Genomic DNA, 16,801 nt, shown 5'->3' on the forward strand with positions numbered 1-16,801 from the left:
CGCACAAGGCCTTCTCCGCGCCGACCTCCCACAGTTGTTTGAAGTCCCGGCGGGAGAGGATTTCCCCATGCGGATCATGGTCTTGCGCTTGCCTTCCATAATTGGACCGCGGCGGTCATGTTATATTACTATTGCCAACTCATCGATTAAGCACGTAATCGGAACTTAGGTACGCTCGGTGCCATATTGCGGCACACCGGGGCAACCGGACGTACTGAAGGATTTTCGTCGGGGGGCCGACGAGGAGCAAGAGGCTCCGTATTGGAGGCAGTTCATGTCGATTGATCCGCGCGAAAAGGTCGTACTTTTCATCGACGGCGCTAATTTGTACGCGACCAGCAAGGCTATCGGGATCGATATCGATTACCGCCGGCTGCTGTCGGAATTCCAATCCAAGGCCTATCTGCTGCGGGCCTACTACTATACCGCACTGGTGGAGGATCAGGAGTACTCCTCGATCCGGCCGCTGATCGACTGGCTCGACTATAACGGCTTCACGGTGGTGACCAAGCCGGCCAAGGAGTTCACGGACGCCTCGGGGCGCCGGAAGATCAAGGGCAACATGGACATCGAACTGACGGTGGACGCCCTCGAAATGTCGACCTTCTACGATCATCTGGTGCTGTTCTCGGGCGACGGCGACTTCACGGCGCTGGTTGCGGCTCTGCAGCGCAAGGGCAAGCGCGTCACCGTCGTGTCGACACTGACGACGCCGACGCCGATGATTGCCGACGACCTTCGACGACAGGCCGACTTCTTCCTCGATGTCGCCGAACTGGCAAAGACCGTGGGGCGCACTCCGCCGCCGGAGCGCGCGCACATCGACCGCACCGTTGACCGGACTCCGGTGACAGTGGACGGTAAGGGGCACTGAGTCCAGTCCGCCGGAGCCTTCTTGCAGACCAACCCGCCGCATGACTGCCCGCGCTGTCCGCGGCTGGTGGCGTTTCGTCGCGACAACCAGCGGGACTACCCGGAGTTCTTCAATGCCCCGGTCCCGAACTGGGGCGATGTGGCGGCCGGCCTGATGATTATCGGGCTGGCGCCGGGCCTCAAGGGCGCAAATCGCACCGGCAGGCCGTTCACCGGCGACTATGCGGGGGACCTGCTCTACGCGACGCTCGAGAAGTTCGGGCTGGCGACTGGCCACTACCGGCAGCGGCCGGACGACGGGCTGGAACTGCGGGGCGTTCTGATCGCCAACGCCGTTCGCTGCGTCCCGCCGCAGAACAAGCCGACCGGCGAGGAGATTCGGACCTGCCGGCCGTTTCTGGTCGCCAGTGTGGCAGCGCATAGGCCCAAAGCCTACCTGGCGCTCGGCCGGATCGCCCACGACTCGCTGCTGACGGCTCTCTCCGAGAAGCGCAGCGCCTTCCCCTTCGCGCATGGTGCCGAGCATCGTCTCGGAACTGGGGCGGTGCTGTTCGACAGCTATCACTGCTCGCGCTACAACACGAACACCGGCGTACTGACGCCCGCCATGTTCGAGGACGTGGTGGGGCGCGCGGCCCGTTCCATCATAGGCTGAGAGTCGCCCGGCGAAAACGGCGACGAAGCGGCCCCGCCCCTCCGGTCGCGAGTACGACCAGATTCGGCCCCGCCTCCGGGTGCAGGTGATGGAGACGGCCAGCGGGGCCAGTTCGTCGCCGTTCAGCCGTGCTTGAGCAGGCGAGCCTTCTCGCGCCCCCAGTCTCGGTTGCGCTCGGTCTCGCGCTTGTCGAAGCTCTTCTTGCCCTTGCCGACGCCGATCAGCAGCTTGGCCCTGCCCTGCTCGTTGAAGTAGAGCTTCAGCGGCACGATGGTATTGCCGGCGCGCTCGACGTCCTGGCTGAGGCGCGCAAGCTGCTTGCCGTTGACCAGCAGCTTGCGCGGCCGCTTTTCCTCGTGGTTGAAGCGGTTGGCCTGCAGGTACTCGGGGATGTGCGCGTTGATCAGCCAGAGTTCGCCGCGCTCAGGAGAGGCGTAGGCCTCGGTGATTTGGGCCTTGCCCTGACGCAGCGACTTGACCTCGGTGCCGGTCAGGACAATGCCGGCCTCGAGGGTGTCGAGGATCTCGTAGTCGTAACGGGCCCGGCGGTTTTCGGCCACCGGACCGGTCGAGATGGTTTGGGGTTTGCCCGGTTGCTTTGCCATGACCTCTAGATAGTCCCGTCCGGCCGCAACGCAATAGCGGCGCGTTCCTCAGTTGGCCAGCAGTCCGGCATGCCGCAGGGCGGAGTCTATGGCTTCCTCGTTCGCCTTCGAGACCGGTACCACCGGCAGGCGGAACTCGTTGCGGCACAGGCCGAGCCGGGACGCGGCGTATTTGACGCCGCCGGGGTTGTTCTCGAGGAAGAGGCTCTTGTGCAGATGCACGAGCTTGTCCTGAATGGCGATGGCCTCGGCATAGTTGCCCTGCTGGCAGGCGTTCTGGAAAAGCGCCGAGAGCCGGGGCGCGACGTTGGACGTCACCGAGATGCAGCCGGTGCCACCATGGGCGTTGAAGCCGAGCGCCGTCATGTCCTCGCCCGAGAGCAGGATGAAGTCGGCCCCCAGCCTGGCGCGCTGCAGGCTGGCCCGCTCCATGCTTGCAGTCGCGTCCTTGACGCCGACGATGTTGGAGTGGGCGTCGCGCAGTCGGGCGATCGTGTCGATGGTCAGGTCGACCACGGTGCGACCGGGCACGGAGTAGAGCAGGATCGGCAGCGACGTGGCCCCGGCAACCGCCGAGAAGTGCTGAAACAGACCTTCCTGGGTGGGCTTGTTGTAGTAGGGCACCACGGACAGCACGGCGTCGGCGCCGATGTCCTCGGCGAAGCGGGCGAGCGACACGGCCTCGTCAGTCGAGTTCGAGCCGGCACCGGCGATTACCGGCACGCGCCTGGCCGCGACCTCGACGCAGATCTCGATGACGCGATGATGCTCCTCGTGGGTCACGGTCGGGCTTTCGCCCGTGGTGCCGACCGGCACCAGACCGTGCGTCCCCTCCGCAATCTGCCAATCGACGAAATGGCTGAAGGCTTTCTCGTCCAGCGCCCCGTTCGCAAACGGAGTGATGAGCGCTGTGATCGAACCTCGCAACATTTCGGGTCAGTTCCTCGTGCATTGGCATCGTGCGATGCGGGCTGGTTGGTAGGCCGTTCCGGCCAGATTATGGCCATATCCCGATCATCGGCCGGCCACAGTCGGGCACCATAGTTTTTCTCGTGCCGGCCGACAAGCAAAGAGGCGAAGCGACCGGGCGGCACGACCCACAAGGACCGAGTGGCTAACCAATTGTTCACGCGCGTGGCGCAAACTTCTGGCTGACTGCAAGGGTGGGGGCACCTTGTTGGATTTGTACCGAGGACCAACAGGACAGTTACCATGTTCTCTGCACCCAGGTCGAAAGGCCTGCTTGCCGGCATCGTCGCCGCAACGCTGACCGCCACCGCCCTGGTCGCGGGCAACTTCGTTCGTGCCAACGATGCCGTCGATCCGGTCGTCACCGGCGCCATCAGTTCGCCGGCATCGGTGCCGAAGGACGCCGCCTCGAGCGCGTTCCGAAAGGCCCTTTCGGTGCTGGCGGACGGACGCGAGGCGGAGGCCTACGAGCTGGCGCGGGCCCTGCCCGACAACACCGAGCGGCGGGCCCTGCAATGGGCGGCCATCTACTATGGCAATGGCGAGGTGCCCGCAGCCTCGGTTGTCCGCTTCACCGCCGACGCCCCGGACTTCGCAACGGGAAGCGTCTTCCGGACACGCCTCGAGCAGGCCCTGGTCAAGGAGCAGGCGGACGGCGCCAGCGTGATCAAGCTGCTAGGCGGAGCGATGCCCAATACGCTCGATGCCCAGATCGCGCTCGCCCAAGCGTATGCCGGTGCAGGCCAGAAGGACCGTGCGGCGCGCATCGCACGCGCCATCTGGACGGAGAATTTCCTCGACCGCGCCACCGAGCAGAAGGTGCTCGACCAGCTCGGCCCGCTGCTGTCGAAGGTCGATCACTGGGATCGCGCCGTGCACCTGATGATGCACGACCGTGCAGCCGGGGTCGAACGGCTGTTCGGCACCATGACCGCGGCGCAGAAGTCACTGGCCGTGGCGCGCAATGCCACATCGCGCAACGACAAGGATGCCAAGAAGCTGCTCGACGCCGTCGATCCGTCGATGACCTCGCACCCGGTGTTCCTATTCTCGCGAGCCCAGCGGGCCCGTCAGTTCGAGCTCTGGGACGACGCCATCGCCTATCTCGACAAGGTGCCCGGCAGTGCGCCCGAGGCCGAGGAGTTCTGGTACGAGCGGCGGGGCCTGCTGCGCGACCTGCTGAAGCTGGGCGAGGTCAAGCGCGCCTACCGGGCAGCGGCGGGCTATGACGAGGGGCCGGAAGGCCGGTTGGTCGAGGCCCACTTCCACGCCGGCTGGATCGCGCTGTCGTTCCTGCGGGACGCCAAGCTGGCGCTGCCCCACTTCAAGTCCATGCAGCAACTCGCCACCCTGCCCGACTCGGTCACCCAGGCCGACTACTGGCTGGGGCGCACCCTGGAGAAGCTCGGCGACGAGACGGCAGCGCGGACCGCGTTCCAATCCGCCGCGCGCTACGGCACCCTCTACTACGGCCAACTGGCTCGCGAAGCGCTCGGCAAGAAGGGCGTCGCGATCCGCGAGATGCCAGCCTGGAAGACAGCCGAGGCCGCCTTCGAGGGCCTCGAACTGGTGCGCGCGGTGCGCCTGCTGGCCGACAACGGCCACAAGGAAATGGCGGTACCGCTGCTGCGCAGTTTCGCGCATGGCTTCAAGAATGGCAGCGAACTGCTGCTGGCCGCGCGGCTGGCGCAATCGCTCGAGGCACATCATCTCGCCATCACGATTGCGGACACCGCCGAAAAGCGGGGCTTCCCGCTCGACCTGTTCAACTTCCCCAAGGACGGGCTGCCCAACACCCAGCTGGCATCGATGGATGTCGCGGCGATCTACGCCATTGCCCGCCAGGAGAGCCGCTTCCAGGTGGACGCGGTGTCGGCCGCAGGCGCCCGCGGGCTGATGCAGCTTATGCCGGCAACGGCCAAGGAGACCGCCGGCAAGATCGGCGTGGGGTACTCCGCGAGCCGACTCACCAGCGATGCCGAGTACAACGCGCTCCTTGGTTCGACCTACCTCAAGGCGCAACTCGAGGCCTTCGATGGCTCGCTGGTGCTCGCCGCCGCGGCCTACAATGCCGGCGCCGGTAACGCTCGCAAGTGGGTTGAGACCTATGGCGATCCCCGCAGCGAGGAAATCGACCCGGTCGTGTGGATCGAGCTCATACCGGTGCAGGAGACCCGGCAGTACGTGAAGCGGGTGGTCGGCAACTATCTGGTCTACCGGGCGAGGCTGGGCAAGGACGACCTCGGGCTCACGCAGGTGCTGCGCCGCATTCCGGGCTGAGCGGGGAACCGGTTCCCGCGATGATTTGGCTTTGGACGGGCGGCGTTCCAGGCTAAACGAGGGGCCATGCTGGCACCCGCGCGCACCGTTCCCGACGACCACAAGGCCTTCGCCACGCTGCCCGTCCAGCGCTTCACCATCGGACCGGCGAACGAGGCCGTCGCCGTGCATGTGTCGGGTCGCCTGGCGACCGGGCGGGTTCCGGTGGTGTGCGTACCCGGATACCAGCGCAACATGTCGGACTTCGCCGAGTTCGCTCTGCATTTCCACCGCGAGTTCGGAGATGACTGGCCGGTGGTGCTCATCGACCTCAAGGGACGTGGCCGCTCCTCGGATCGCGCCGACAAGACGCGCTACATCTCGCCCATGGACGCGCGGGACCTGAGCGAGGCGCTGGCCGCCCTGGTCGTCGACGGCGGCATCTTCGTCGGCCAGGGCTATGGCGGACAGGTGGTGATGGCCCTCGCCGCAGATCGCCCGAACCTGATTGCGGGTACGCTGCTGATCGATGCCGGCCCGGTGTCCGATCCGCGTGGCCTGGTTCGGTTGCGCAACAATCTCAAGGACCTCGAGGGCCCCCGCAGCGAGGCTGGATACCGGGCCATGCTGCGCCGAATGCTGGCGCCGGACTATCCGAGCGCGCCTGAGCCGCTGCTCGAGCAACTGGGGGGCAGGACGCACTTCCTCGACCGTCGCGGCCGCGTCCGGGGGTTGTTCGATCCGCACCTCATCAAGATGCTCGAGGCTTTCGAGCATGACGACGTGCTGGTGCCGCAATGGCAGTACTACGACGCCCTGCGCTGCGCGCCGCTGATGCTGATGCGCACCCAACTCACCGAGCAGTTGCGGCGGGAGACGTTCGACGAGATGATGCGGCGGCGGCGCGACGCCGAGGGTTATGTCATCGAGGGCCAGGGCTCGCCTGCCCTGCTCAACACGGCAGAGGACGTCGCGCCCATTGCCGAGTTCGTGCGGCGGATCGTGAAGAAGCGTGGCAAGGTGGCGGCCTGAGGCCCGGCGCCTCGCGAAGCCGAGGAGCAGACGCATCCGCACGTTCTTCCGAACCAGACGACCGCCCGCCGCTGCTCGACGCGCCTAGCTACCGGTCGCGGCCCGCGGTCGCAGGGCCGCCTCGAGTTCGCGCGCCTGTTCGCGCCAGAGTTCGCGCCGAATGCGTCCGGGCGTCGCCAGCTGCGCTTCCAGCCAGGCGATGTTCGCCTCATCGAGCCCGGCCAACTGGTCGAAATGATAGATGCCGAGCTGATTGAGCTGCAGCTCGATGGCGGGCAGGATGCCGATGACGTGGGTGAGGTCGTCCTTGGTGCCATGGCGCGGCACATCGAGCCCGACCGGCCGTCCGGGCTCGGGCGGCGGTGCGGCCGCCTCGGGCGCATCGGGGACCTCCGGCGCAAGGGCGGCGTTGAGCGCCGCAACAAGGTCGATCTCGAGGTCGATCTCGTCGTCGGCGGATGCCGGGGCGGAGGCCTCCGCCACCACGGCCTCGACGGCCCGGGCCGCGGCGGCGATCGCCGCACCGGAGGCGGAGACGGCCGCGCTGACGCCCTCGGGAGGATCGAGCCGCCGCGCGGGACGCGCCGCGACTCGGCCCGGAGTCCAGCTGCCCTCGATGGCACGCATGGCGGCGGCCTCGCGATCCTCGTCGCTCTCGTCGCCATCATCCGCCGGAAGCGGAGCGGCGGCCAGGGAGGCGGGAGGTGGCGCGGGCTGGCGCGCGGCAGACAGCCCGTGCTCCGCCGGGGCGTCCGGATCGGGAGCGCTCGCAACACCGGCCGACGGCAGGGTGGCATCGACCGGCGGGGTGGCATCGATCGGGTCGGCGATTTCGACCGGGCGCGCCTCGATCACGGAAGGCGACGCGATCGGATCGGCAACTGCTGGTGCCGGTTCGATGGGGGTGACCTCGACCGGCGCAGGAGGCGGGACGAACGAATTCGGCTCGAGCGGAACCGGTTGCGCAGCAACGGGCTCGACCAAGGGGGCGGGATCACGCGCGGGCAGGACCGGCGCGGCATCGACGGCCAGCGGGACGGCCGGCTGCGGAACCGGGACCTCCGCCGATGCCGCCGGAGCGGCGGGCGGCGTCCCGGCCTGATCGGCGGCGGCCAGGATGGGCGATGAAAGCGCGATCGCCGGAGCGGGCGGCACATCGGCGGCTTCGGTCAGGGGCGTTGCCGGCGCCTGCGGCCCCGGGAGGGCGGGCTTTCTCGAGCTCTCGACGATGGCCGCGAGTTCGGCGACCAATGCCGCCGTCGGCATTTCGATGAACGCGTCGGGCTCGGCAGCGGCCCGAGGCGCGACGGCCGCCGGCTCGAGCACCGGAACGGCCTCCCAGGCGATCTCCGGATCCGCCGGACGGCTGGGTGCGACTGGCCGGGCGGGCGCGGCGGCAAACGGGAAGGGAATGACCTCGGCGACGGCGGCTGGAGGAACGGTCTCCGGCGCGGGGGCCTGCAGCGGGCCGACGGACCCTCCGGAGGTTGCCTCGCCGGGGGCGCGGGCCGGGCGGATCTCCGTCCAGTCAACCGCGACGGGGGGCCGGGGGGGTACAGGCGGTGACGGCATGACCGGGGGGAGCGGCTCAGCGGCGGGCAGCTCTGCGACCGGGGCAGCGCGCGGAGCTTCAGGCGTTGAGTCCTTCACGAGTTCCTGCAGCGCTGCGGCGAAATCCGGGATGGGCACGTCCTCGGGTCTGAGGGGGACTGGTTCGACCGGCCGCGCCGGTTGCGGCAGCGGCTCGATGACCGGTGCCGCGACGAGCGCCGTCAGCGGGAACGGATCCTCGGCGGCTGCGCTTTCCGAGACGGGCGCTGGCTTGACCGCCACCGGTCGCTGGAAGCGCAGTGCCAGCAGGCGCAGCAGCGTGCCGAGAACCGCGCCGACCAGAAAGGTGGCCAGCAGCAGCAAGGCAACTTCGAGCAGGTGGGCGGGATTGAGCATCACGGCTCTCCCTTCCGACCCGGCAGCGAGAACCAGCCGGTCGCGAGGCCGATCAGCAGGGCGGCCGCGGCATAGGGCCAGTAGACCTCAAGCAGGTAGATCAGCGAGTCGAGGGTCATGGGCTGCTAGTGGTCCGCGAGCGTGAAGGCGATACGGCGATTGGCCTGCTTGCCGGCACGGGTTTCGTTGTCCGCAACGGGCAGGCTCTCGCCATAGCCGATGGCGTAGAGCCGCTCGGGCCCGACGCCGCGCAGGATCAGCGCATCGACGACCGCCTCGGCGCGTGCCACCGAGAGGGCCAGGTTGGCTTCGGCCTCGCCATCGGCATCGGTATGTCCCTCGACATTGACGCTGGCCTCCGGACAGAACGCCAGGTAGCCGGCCAGTTCATCGATCGCCGGGATCGACTCGGACGCCATCGCCGCGCTGCCCGACTGGAACAGGATGGCATTGCGCATCGCGAACGCAGTGACCTTGTCGCGGCACACCTCGAGCGGCGGCAGCAGGGTGACGCTGGTCTGCCAGCGATCGGGCGCCGGCGCGACGGCCAGTGCCGCGAGTGCTGCGCTGCGGGTTTCCTCGCTCTCGGCGCGACCGACGAATACCCAGGTGGTGCCGTCGAGACCGAAGACGCCATCGGCGAGCAGGCCCAGCGCGCGGGTTCCGGCGTCGGCGCTGGTGATGAAGTCGGCCGGCAGGTCCGATGCCACGGACAGCGCATCGGCCTCTGCCCCGCCGATCACGGCCAAATGCCGCCGCATCGGCTCGGCGGGAACCGCACCCTCGAAAGCGATGGAACTGCCGACGCTCTTGCGTGCGGCAAAGAGGTAGGGACGATCCACCTCGATGGCCGGAAGCGCCTCTACGACGGCCGGGGTCGCCTCGACCGGCGCGAGTTCGGCAAGCTCGATCGGGGCCGGCTCGGCGGGGATGGGCGCAACCTCCGGCTCGGACGGCTCGACCTCAGGCCCGGCGTCCGCCGGGACGTCCGCGACGGCAGGCTCGGGCACGGCAGGTTCGGGCGCGGCGGCGAGCTCGGGTTCCGGTGCGACCGGCGCGGCCTCGATCGGTTCGGCGAGTGCGCTGGTCCAGCCCGCCGCGCCATCGCTCGCCGACAGGAGCGCGGCGCGCACGGCCTCGGCATCGGCTGCCGTTGCCGGCTGCCCGGTGATCGACCAGGACGAACCGCTGAATCGCACCTCGCCGGAGACGAGGCGCTGCAGCGCGGCAATGCCTGCCAGCATGTCCGGCTCGAAGCCGGCGGGCTCGCCGGAACCGACGAGCGTCGTGTCCCTTGCCACCCTGCCGGCCCGCTCCGCGACGAGGCGACGGAGGTCTTCCGTCGGGACATAGCCGGCGAGTTCGACGGCGCCGTCCTCGGCCTTGCTGGCCGACCAGACATAGGGGGTGACTACCGGGGCCGCGTCGGCCGCCTGAATCGCCACATGCCAGGCCGAGACGTCGGCGCCGCCGCTCAAAGCGGCCTCCACCGCGAGTCGTTCGGCGGTCGTCCCGACACTACCGGTCAACATCCACTTGCCGCCCGACAGACTCAGCGCACCCTCGCGCATGGACAGCAGCGCTTCGAGCCCGGCCACCGTGGCACCGACGAAGGCCTCGGGGGCGCCGGCGGCGAGGCTGGTGCCGTCGATGGCGCGGTCACCGGCATGGGCGGCGAGATAGCGCTTCAGCTGATCGGTGGGGACGAAGCCGGCGAAAGTGACGGTGCCGTCGGCCGCCTTCTGGGCGCGCCAGACATAGGGATCGATGACCGGGAGGGCCGCGACCTTCGGCGGCGGCGGCAGCGCGATGTCGTAACTCCATCCGGCGGCGCGCAGGCCCGTCGCAGCAAAGGCCTGGTCCGCGGCAAATGCCTCCTGCGGGACATCGACGGCGCCCGTCACGCTCCAGGCGGCGCCATCAAAGGCGATGCGGCCGCTGTCGAGCAGGGGCAGCACGGAGAGCGCACCGAGAACCTGGCGTTCGAAAGCCGGCGGTTCGCCATCGGCGAGGACCATGGTGTCCGCCGGGGCGGCGGGAAGGGCAGCGGCGAGTGCCTTGCGCATCGCCTCGCTGGGGACATTGCCGGCCAGCGTATAGGCGCCCGAAGCCGATTTCTCGGCCGTGAAGACAAAGGGTACGGCGAGCGGCGGCGTGACACCGACTTCACCGAGAATCAGCCCCTGCGGGGCACCGAGGTTCAAGGCGGTCTCGATGGCGGTGAAGTCAAGGACCGTGGCCGCCCGCCCGTCGAGCGTGATGACGGTGCCCTGAATGGTGCCGTGCCCCTCGCTCATCCGCCCCAGCGCTTCGATGAGGAAATCGACGCCGGAGAGGAAGCGCTCGGGCGCGCCACGGCCGAGTTCCAGCCCGGCGGCATCGACCTGCGGCATGTCCTCGAGCCGCTGTTGGGCCGCGGCATCGGGAACGAAGCCATCGAGCACCAGTGCATCGCCCTCGCGGACGGCACTGAGCCAATACTCGGCGATGCGCGGTGGGCCCAGCGCGACATCCGCCGGCAGGCGCGAGACGGCGACACGCACCGTCTCGGCCGTCGCGATGTCGGCGGGTGAGCCCGACAGGGATAATGCTTCACCCGAAATATCCGCCCTACCCTCTTCCAGTTTCAGCAGATTCTGGAGGAGGATCGCAGCATCGTCGGCGAAATCCGGTGAGGCGCCGGAGGCCAGGGCGAGGCTCGTGGAGAGGGTCACGCCCGGCGGCACGAGCGCTGCGAGGCGGGTGCCGACGCTATCGGAGGGGATGACACCGGACAGGGTCAGCCGGGCGCCGTCGAAGCTTGCGTGCCACTCAAAGGGCGACGCAAGCGGCGGCTCGACCTCGCGGAAGCCGAGACTGGTGCCGGCGGGCGGGGCACCGCGACCCAGCGCGGCGAGCTGCTGGTAGGATTCAGTGTTGCGGGCCCGGCCGGAGACGGTGACCGCGAGATCGGCGAGCGCTGCCTCGCCCTCGTCAAAGGCGCGTGCATTTTCAATGACATAGCGGGCGGCGGCGAGCCACTGGCCGCGATCCGGGGCGCCCGACATGAGGCGCAGATTGTCCCTGGCCCCTGCCCCGGCGAGTTCGAGCAGCTCGGCGCGGGCGGTCTCGTCGGGCAGGCCGCCCGAGAGGGTGATGACTCCATCCGCGACGGAGGCGATGAAGGGGAACGGGCTGACATACTCGGCGAGCACGACCCTGGAGGTGACCGAGCGAACGCCGTGCACGGCGGCGACCCGTGCGATCGCGTCGTCGATCATCTGCTGGGTGGTCGCCGTGCCGGTCAGCACGGCGTCGCGCATGTCGAAACTGACGGAGGCCCAGGAATCGGCGGGATTCTCAAGGGCGGCGACGGCGCGCTCGCGCAGATCGAGGGGGATGGCGGCTCCGGAGGTGGTAACGGCGGCGAAGGTGCCGGCGACTACGGTGACGAGGGCCGGGATGCCCCACTTGAGGAAAATGCCGCCGTTCATGCTGCCCCCGGAAACCGCTCTCGCCGCGCGCTTGTGGTCTTGATGTGGTCGCGCGACCGAACCGGAAAGTCAGCGACTTTTCCCGATCACGCTTCGCGACGAGCCATAACCCCAATCACTGAATCGGAAAAGTGCGCCAACTCTTTGTCAGACGCGGTTTTTTCCACGACTGGCGGTCAGCTCTACGTGATCGAAGATGAACGGAGGCTGACACATTCCTGAGCGCAGATGAACACGGTGAAAAACAGAAAGGCCCGGCTTGCGCCGGGCCCTTCCATTGAGAGGAAGAGAACCTTACTCGAAGGTCTTCTTGAACTCGGTCTCGATCTTGTAGGCGTCTTCCGAGTTGACCGTGCCCTTGACCGACGAGGTGAACCCGCCGCCCGGAGCCCAAGCCAGCTTGGCCGAACCGTAGAAGAGATCAGCCCAGTCATCATCCACGTAACCGACTTCGCCGGTGATGGTGATGGTCTCGGTGACCGCAGCCACGACAGACGCCGCGACCTGGTAGATGTCGTTGCCGGCGCTCTCTTCGAGGTAGCGGCCGCCGACGTTCAGGGTCACGCCATCGGTGACAGCAGCCGAAGCCGACGCACCAACGCCCCACTGGTCGTTCGAGTTGGCTTCAACCGAGCCAGCGATCGTGAACATGTCGAAGGTGGCCGAGGCCGAACCGAGCACGTTCCAGTAGTCGCCGTTCACATCATCTTCGCCGAAAGCCGCCGCAGCGACCACCTTGAAGTTGTCGAACGTGCCGGAGAAGCCGGCGTGCACGCCCCAGTCCTCGATGGTTCCGTCGAGCACACCACCAGCGGCAAACGTCGCGTGGGCCGCCATGCCGTCGCCGGCATAAGCAATCACGCCAACCGCAGTGCCAGCGGCGCCGTCAGGAGTGTTGTCGCCATCGAGGTTCTCGAGGCCACCGGCGACCGAGATGCCATTGCCGAGGTCGGAGACGACCTGGATGACATGACCGCCACTCGGGAGATCCGTGTCCGAACCCCAATCAACACCAGCGTCGACCTTCTCCGAGATGAACAGGCCGAGCCAGTTCAGCGGAACGTCGTCGCCCTTGTTCATGATCGAGCCCTTCTTGCCCGCCATGATCACGGTCGAGTCACCGATCGAGACATAAGCCTCGTCCATGATGACGCCGGTGGTATCGGAGCTGCCGGTCCCAATCGCGCCACCATTTGCGGTCGTGCGATGGTTGGTCTCCTTCAGCTTGATCACCGCCTTGGCCGGACCAAAGTCAGAGTCGGCCGTCGCAACGAACTTGATCCAAGCGTCAAAACGCGAGGCCCAATCTTCGGTGCCAGCGCCAGCCATCCAGCTAACCGCGCCGCCATCAAAGCCACCATTGGTGGCGCCGCCACGATCAATGTCAGCGTCGGCAGCAGCAGTGCCGTCGTAGTCACCCCAGGTGAACTTGTACTTCACTTCACCGGTGATCTGCAGGCAGTTGGTGTCGGACGAAATCGTCAGACCCGACAGGCCGAGCGCATCGCAAACGTCGAGCGACGTCAGAACGCCCAGGTCCGCCGCGTAGGCACCGCCGGTCGAGAGACCCGCCGCAGCCACAGAACCCAGAAGAAGGTTCCTGATCTTCATTGTTGACCTCCAAAGTCAGTCATTCGTTGTACCGGTCACCCGGCGGTTTGTCGAAACGCGACCACACTTAGCTGTGTGTGTTGTCGTCGCGTTTGCGACCGACAAACGATCCCATGCATGGATTCGCAAGACCCACTCTACGCAGGCTTAGGCGAGGCGCAATCGCAGAATGGCCGAAATGGGGCAGCACCAACCGGGTTGCCCAATCGCTGTTGCAGATTCAGCACAGGTTTGGAAACCAAGCCTTAACACTCCTGAACCGGTGGTTACCGGAAGCGGCCGAGACGGGCGGGCGGCCGGCATGACAACGTCCCTCAGGCCGCGGCGAAGAGCGACGGCCGCACCACGCGCCACGCGGCGAGATGATCGGCCCGGTTGCGCAGGATGCGCTCGCGCGGCCAGTCGTTGAGCTGCGGCTCGGAGCGCGCCTCGGCCATGACCGCGTCAGTCCAGCCGAGGCCGCAATGGAGGAGAAGGTTGCGGGCCACGGCCTCCCGGTCCGCCGACAGGCTCGCGATATCGATGGCGTGCAGGGTATCGGGAAGCCGGGCGTTCCAGGCGGCCATCGTGGCGCGGAAAGCGGCATGATAGGGCTGCAGCTCGTCGAGATCGTTGGCGTACTCGTAGCCGGCGCCGGTGAGGTATTTCTCGAAGATGGCGATGCAGTGGTCGGCCGGCTCGCGCACCGCAAGGACGATGCGGGCCGCGGGCAGCGCCCGCCGGATGAAGCCGATGTGGCCGGCATTGGACGGCATGGTATCGACCAGGACCTTGCCGGCGGGCACGCGGGCCTGGGCCTCGCGCATGTAGGCCCGGCCCAGCGCGGTGAAGCGGTCGGCCGGAAGGTCGGCCAGGGGGACGCCGGGATGCTCGGCGAGAAGCTCGCGGACCAAGCGCCCCATGGTCGGGAGCTCGCCGGCGCCGGCTACCGCCGGATGGCGGGCGAGAATGCCCTCGATGGTGGACTTGCCCGAGCGCGGCAGACCGACGACGAAGATCGGGGCGGCGTCGCGGAAGCCGCCGTCGGACTGCTGCCAGTCGGTACCGTCGAAGCGACTCACCTCCTCATCGAGGCGTGCCACGGCCCGGTCGAGTGCGAAGGGCGTGCGGGCCCGGTGCAGCCGGTTCGCCTCGACAAAGGCGGCGATGGCGTCGCGATGCTCGCCGATATCGGTGAGCGCCTTGCCGAGTCCGAAGCCGGCGAAGATGCGGTCTTCGAGCGGCGTCGAGGCGGCGTGGAACAGCCCCTCCATTGCCGAGATCGCCGAGTCGCGGCTTTCGTGGCGCACGATATAGGCGCGCTGCAGGTGCGCCTCGCCGAAGCCGGGAGCGAGGACGATGGCGCGGTCGAAGGCGTCGATCGCGGCTTCGAGGCGGTTCAGGCGGTAGAGGGCACGCGCGCGACGCAGATGGAGCTGAGGGTCCCGGGGCTGCCGCGACAGAGCCGTATCGACCAGATCGAGGGCCTCGCCGGACCGTCCCCAGCCGTCCAGCAGGGCGGCGAGGGCGCCGATGGCACCGGCATAGCCAGGGCGCAGTTCGATGGCCCTGCGGTACTCAGCCTCGGCCTCCGCGGTGTAGCCGCCGTCCGCCAGCGCATTGGCAAGGTTGTAGTGAAACCCGGCCTCGTTCGGCTTCAGCCGCACGGCCTGCCGACAGGCGTCGGCGGCATCGCCGTAGCGGCGCAGCGCCCGGCAGGCCATGCCGAGGTTGGAGTATGCCTCGGCGAAACCGGCATCCGCGGCGATCGCGCGTCTGAGGGTATCCACCGCCTCGGCATGACGCCCGACGGCATTCAGCGCCACCCCGAGATTGCCGAGGTACTGGGCGTTTCCCGGGCTGGCCGACACGGCCCGGGAAAGACGCTCGACGGCCTCCTGCGGCAGCCCCTGCTGCAGCCGTACGAGGCCGAGCAGATGGTTGGCGGCGGGTTGCCGGGGATGTCGTTCGAGGACGCGGAGGTAGAAGGCGGCCGCCTCGCCGCCACGCCCCGACTGGTGCAGGGCCAGGCCCTGCTGCAGGAGGTCGGACTCGGAGGGGGACGGCTGCGTCCGATGCCGCGATCCAGGAAGTTTCGACATGGTACCCGTCAATGCGATCCGCACGATCATAGGGGGCGGCGCAAAAGGCGCAATGCTGCCTTGCCTATGCCGCAAGTCGTCGTCCATATGGGCGGGGACAAGGGCGGATGGCAGGGAAATGACGGACGGAAAGGTGGTTGTGATCACCGGCGCGACCTCGGGAATCGGGCGGGCGACGGCGATCGGGCTGGGACAGGCCGGGTACCGCGTGGCGATCCTGGGCCGCCGCGAGGCGGAACTCGAGGAGACGGCGCGGCTCGCGGGGGCGCGCTACAAGGGCGTGTGCGATGTTGCCGATCCGGCGGCGGTGCACAGGTTCTTCACCGACGTGCGGGCCAAGCTCGGGCGGATCGACGTGGTGTTCAACAATGCCGGCAAGTTCATGCCGCAGGCGAGCTTCGGCGACACCGACATCGCCTCCTGGCAGGACATGGTGAATGTCAACCTCAACGGCGCGTTCTACGTGGCGCGCGAGGCGTTCCGCGCCATGCGCGACCAGCACCCGCAGGGCGGACGGATCATCAATAACGGCTCGATCTCGGCCTATGTGCCGCGGCCGGGCGCGGCGGCCTACACCGCCACCAAGCACGCCATCACCGGGCTCACCAAGGCGATCTCGCTCGATGGGCGGGCGTTCAACATCGCCTGCGGCCAGATCGACATCGGCAATACGGCGACCGACATGACGGCGAAGATGACCACCGGGTCGCTGCAGGCCAACGGCACGATGATGCCCGAGCCGACCTTCAACGTGCAGCACGTGGTGGACGCGATCCTCTACATGGCCGGGCTGCCGCTCGAGGCGAACGTGCAGTTCATGACTGTGATGGCCTCGAGCATGCCCTATATCGGGCGGGGCTGATCGGACCCGGACGGAACGGAGCCGGGCCTGCCCTACCCCCAGGCCTTTTCCCCGCCGATCCATGTCGTGCGGACGGAGAGATCGGCGGACAGGGCGACGATGTCGGCGCGGGCGCCTCGCGTGAGGTGGCCGCGCGAGGCATCGCGAATGGCGCGCGCCGGATAGAGCGCGGCCATGCGGAAGGCTTCCTCGATCGGCACGCCGACCTGCCGGTGCATGAAGCGAACCGCGTCGATCATGGTGAGATCGGCGCCGGCGAGGGTGCCGTCGGCGAGGCGGAGAGCGCCGTCCTTGCGGTAGACGGTGCGGCCGGTGAGCTCGAACTCGGTCCAGTCGGTGCCGGTGGGCGACATGGCGTCGGTGACGAGGTAGACCTGCCCGGGGCCGCGCTTGGCGCGGAGCGCCACGCCGATGGTCGCCGCGTGGACATGGAT

At 68.1% G+C, this 16,801-nt stretch carries 12 protein-coding genes; 5 read left to right on the top strand and 7 right to left on the bottom strand.

Translation table 11 applies throughout. The features are described from left to right. Positions 1-274 precede the first annotated feature (274 nt). Together ACE3TU_RS09385 and ACE3TU_RS09390 are read left to right on the top strand one after the other, a co-directional pair. Positions 275-874, top strand: a complete 600-nt coding sequence (locus ACE3TU_RS09385; RefSeq protein WP_374623185.1) for an NYN domain-containing protein — start codon at positions 275-277, stop codon at positions 872-874. Between the two features lie 21 nt (positions 875-895). Further along, positions 896-1,528, top strand: a complete 633-nt coding sequence (locus tag ACE3TU_RS09390; protein ID WP_374623187.1) for a uracil-DNA glycosylase — start codon at positions 896-898, stop codon at positions 1,526-1,528. A 122-nt stretch (positions 1,529-1,650) separates the two neighbouring features. Here the strand turns inward: ACE3TU_RS09390 and smpB are convergent, their stop codons facing one another. Both smpB and dapA read right to left on the bottom strand, forming a co-directional pair. Continuing rightward, on the bottom strand, positions 1,651-2,133 hold the full coding sequence (smpB, locus tag ACE3TU_RS09395) for an SsrA-binding protein SmpB (RefSeq protein WP_374623189.1): 483 nt from the start codon (positions 2,131-2,133) through the stop codon (positions 1,651-1,653). A gap of 48 nt (positions 2,134-2,181) precedes the next feature. Continuing rightward, positions 2,182-3,063 carry a 4-hydroxy-tetrahydrodipicolinate synthase gene (dapA, locus tag ACE3TU_RS09400; RefSeq protein WP_374623192.1) on the bottom strand — a complete coding sequence of 294 codons (882 nt, stop codon included), beginning with the start codon at positions 3,061-3,063 and terminating at the stop codon, positions 2,182-2,184. A 282-nt stretch (positions 3,064-3,345) separates the two neighbouring features. Between dapA and ACE3TU_RS09405 the strand changes: the two genes are divergently transcribed. After that, positions 3,346-5,382, top strand: a complete 2,037-nt coding sequence (locus ACE3TU_RS09405) for a transglycosylase SLT domain-containing protein (protein WP_374623195.1) — start codon at positions 3,346-3,348, stop codon at positions 5,380-5,382. 66 nt (positions 5,383-5,448) lie between these two features. Next, on the top strand, positions 5,449-6,393 hold the full coding sequence (locus ACE3TU_RS09410) for an alpha/beta fold hydrolase (protein ID WP_374623198.1): 945 nt from the start codon (positions 5,449-5,451) through the stop codon (positions 6,391-6,393). 84 nt (positions 6,394-6,477) lie between these two features. On the opposite strand, the gene ACE3TU_RS09415 is transcribed toward ACE3TU_RS09410, so the two are convergent. The 4 genes from ACE3TU_RS09415 to ACE3TU_RS09430 form a co-directional block, all read right to left on the bottom strand. Continuing rightward, positions 6,478-8,340 carry a hypothetical protein gene (locus ACE3TU_RS09415; RefSeq protein WP_374623200.1) on the bottom strand — a complete coding sequence of 621 codons (1,863 nt, stop codon included), beginning with the start codon at positions 8,338-8,340 and terminating at the stop codon, positions 6,478-6,480. Positions 8,341-8,465: 125 nt separating this feature from the next. Then, positions 8,466-11,813 carry an OmpA family protein gene (locus ACE3TU_RS09420; RefSeq protein ID WP_374623203.1) on the bottom strand — a complete coding sequence of 1,116 codons (3,348 nt, stop codon included), beginning with the start codon at positions 11,811-11,813 and terminating at the stop codon, positions 8,466-8,468. A 294-nt stretch (positions 11,814-12,107) separates the two neighbouring features. Then, complete coding sequence (locus tag ACE3TU_RS09425) at positions 12,108-13,424, bottom strand: hypothetical protein (RefSeq protein ID WP_374623205.1); 1,317 nt, start codon at positions 13,422-13,424, stop codon at positions 12,108-12,110. Between the two features lie 314 nt (positions 13,425-13,738). Continuing rightward, positions 13,739-15,505, bottom strand: coding sequence for a sulfotransferase (locus ACE3TU_RS09430; RefSeq protein WP_374623207.1), 1,767 nt, complete (start codon positions 15,503-15,505; stop codon positions 13,739-13,741). A gap of 118 nt (positions 15,506-15,623) precedes the next feature. Between ACE3TU_RS09430 and ACE3TU_RS09435 the strand changes: the two genes are divergently transcribed. Continuing rightward, a complete protein-coding gene (locus ACE3TU_RS09435) occupies positions 15,624-16,367 on the top strand; it encodes an SDR family oxidoreductase (protein ID WP_374623209.1) in 744 nt (247 codons plus the stop codon). Between the two features lie 32 nt (positions 16,368-16,399). Here ACE3TU_RS09435 and ACE3TU_RS09440 read toward each other — a convergent pair. Then, the coding region (locus ACE3TU_RS09440) for an amidohydrolase family protein (RefSeq protein ID WP_374623212.1) at positions 16,400-16,801 on the bottom strand (402 nt) is incomplete at its 5' end.

The sequence above is a fragment of the Devosia sp. genome (assembly GCF_041917035.1).
Lineage (GTDB): Bacteria > Pseudomonadota > Alphaproteobacteria > Rhizobiales > Devosiaceae > Devosia_A.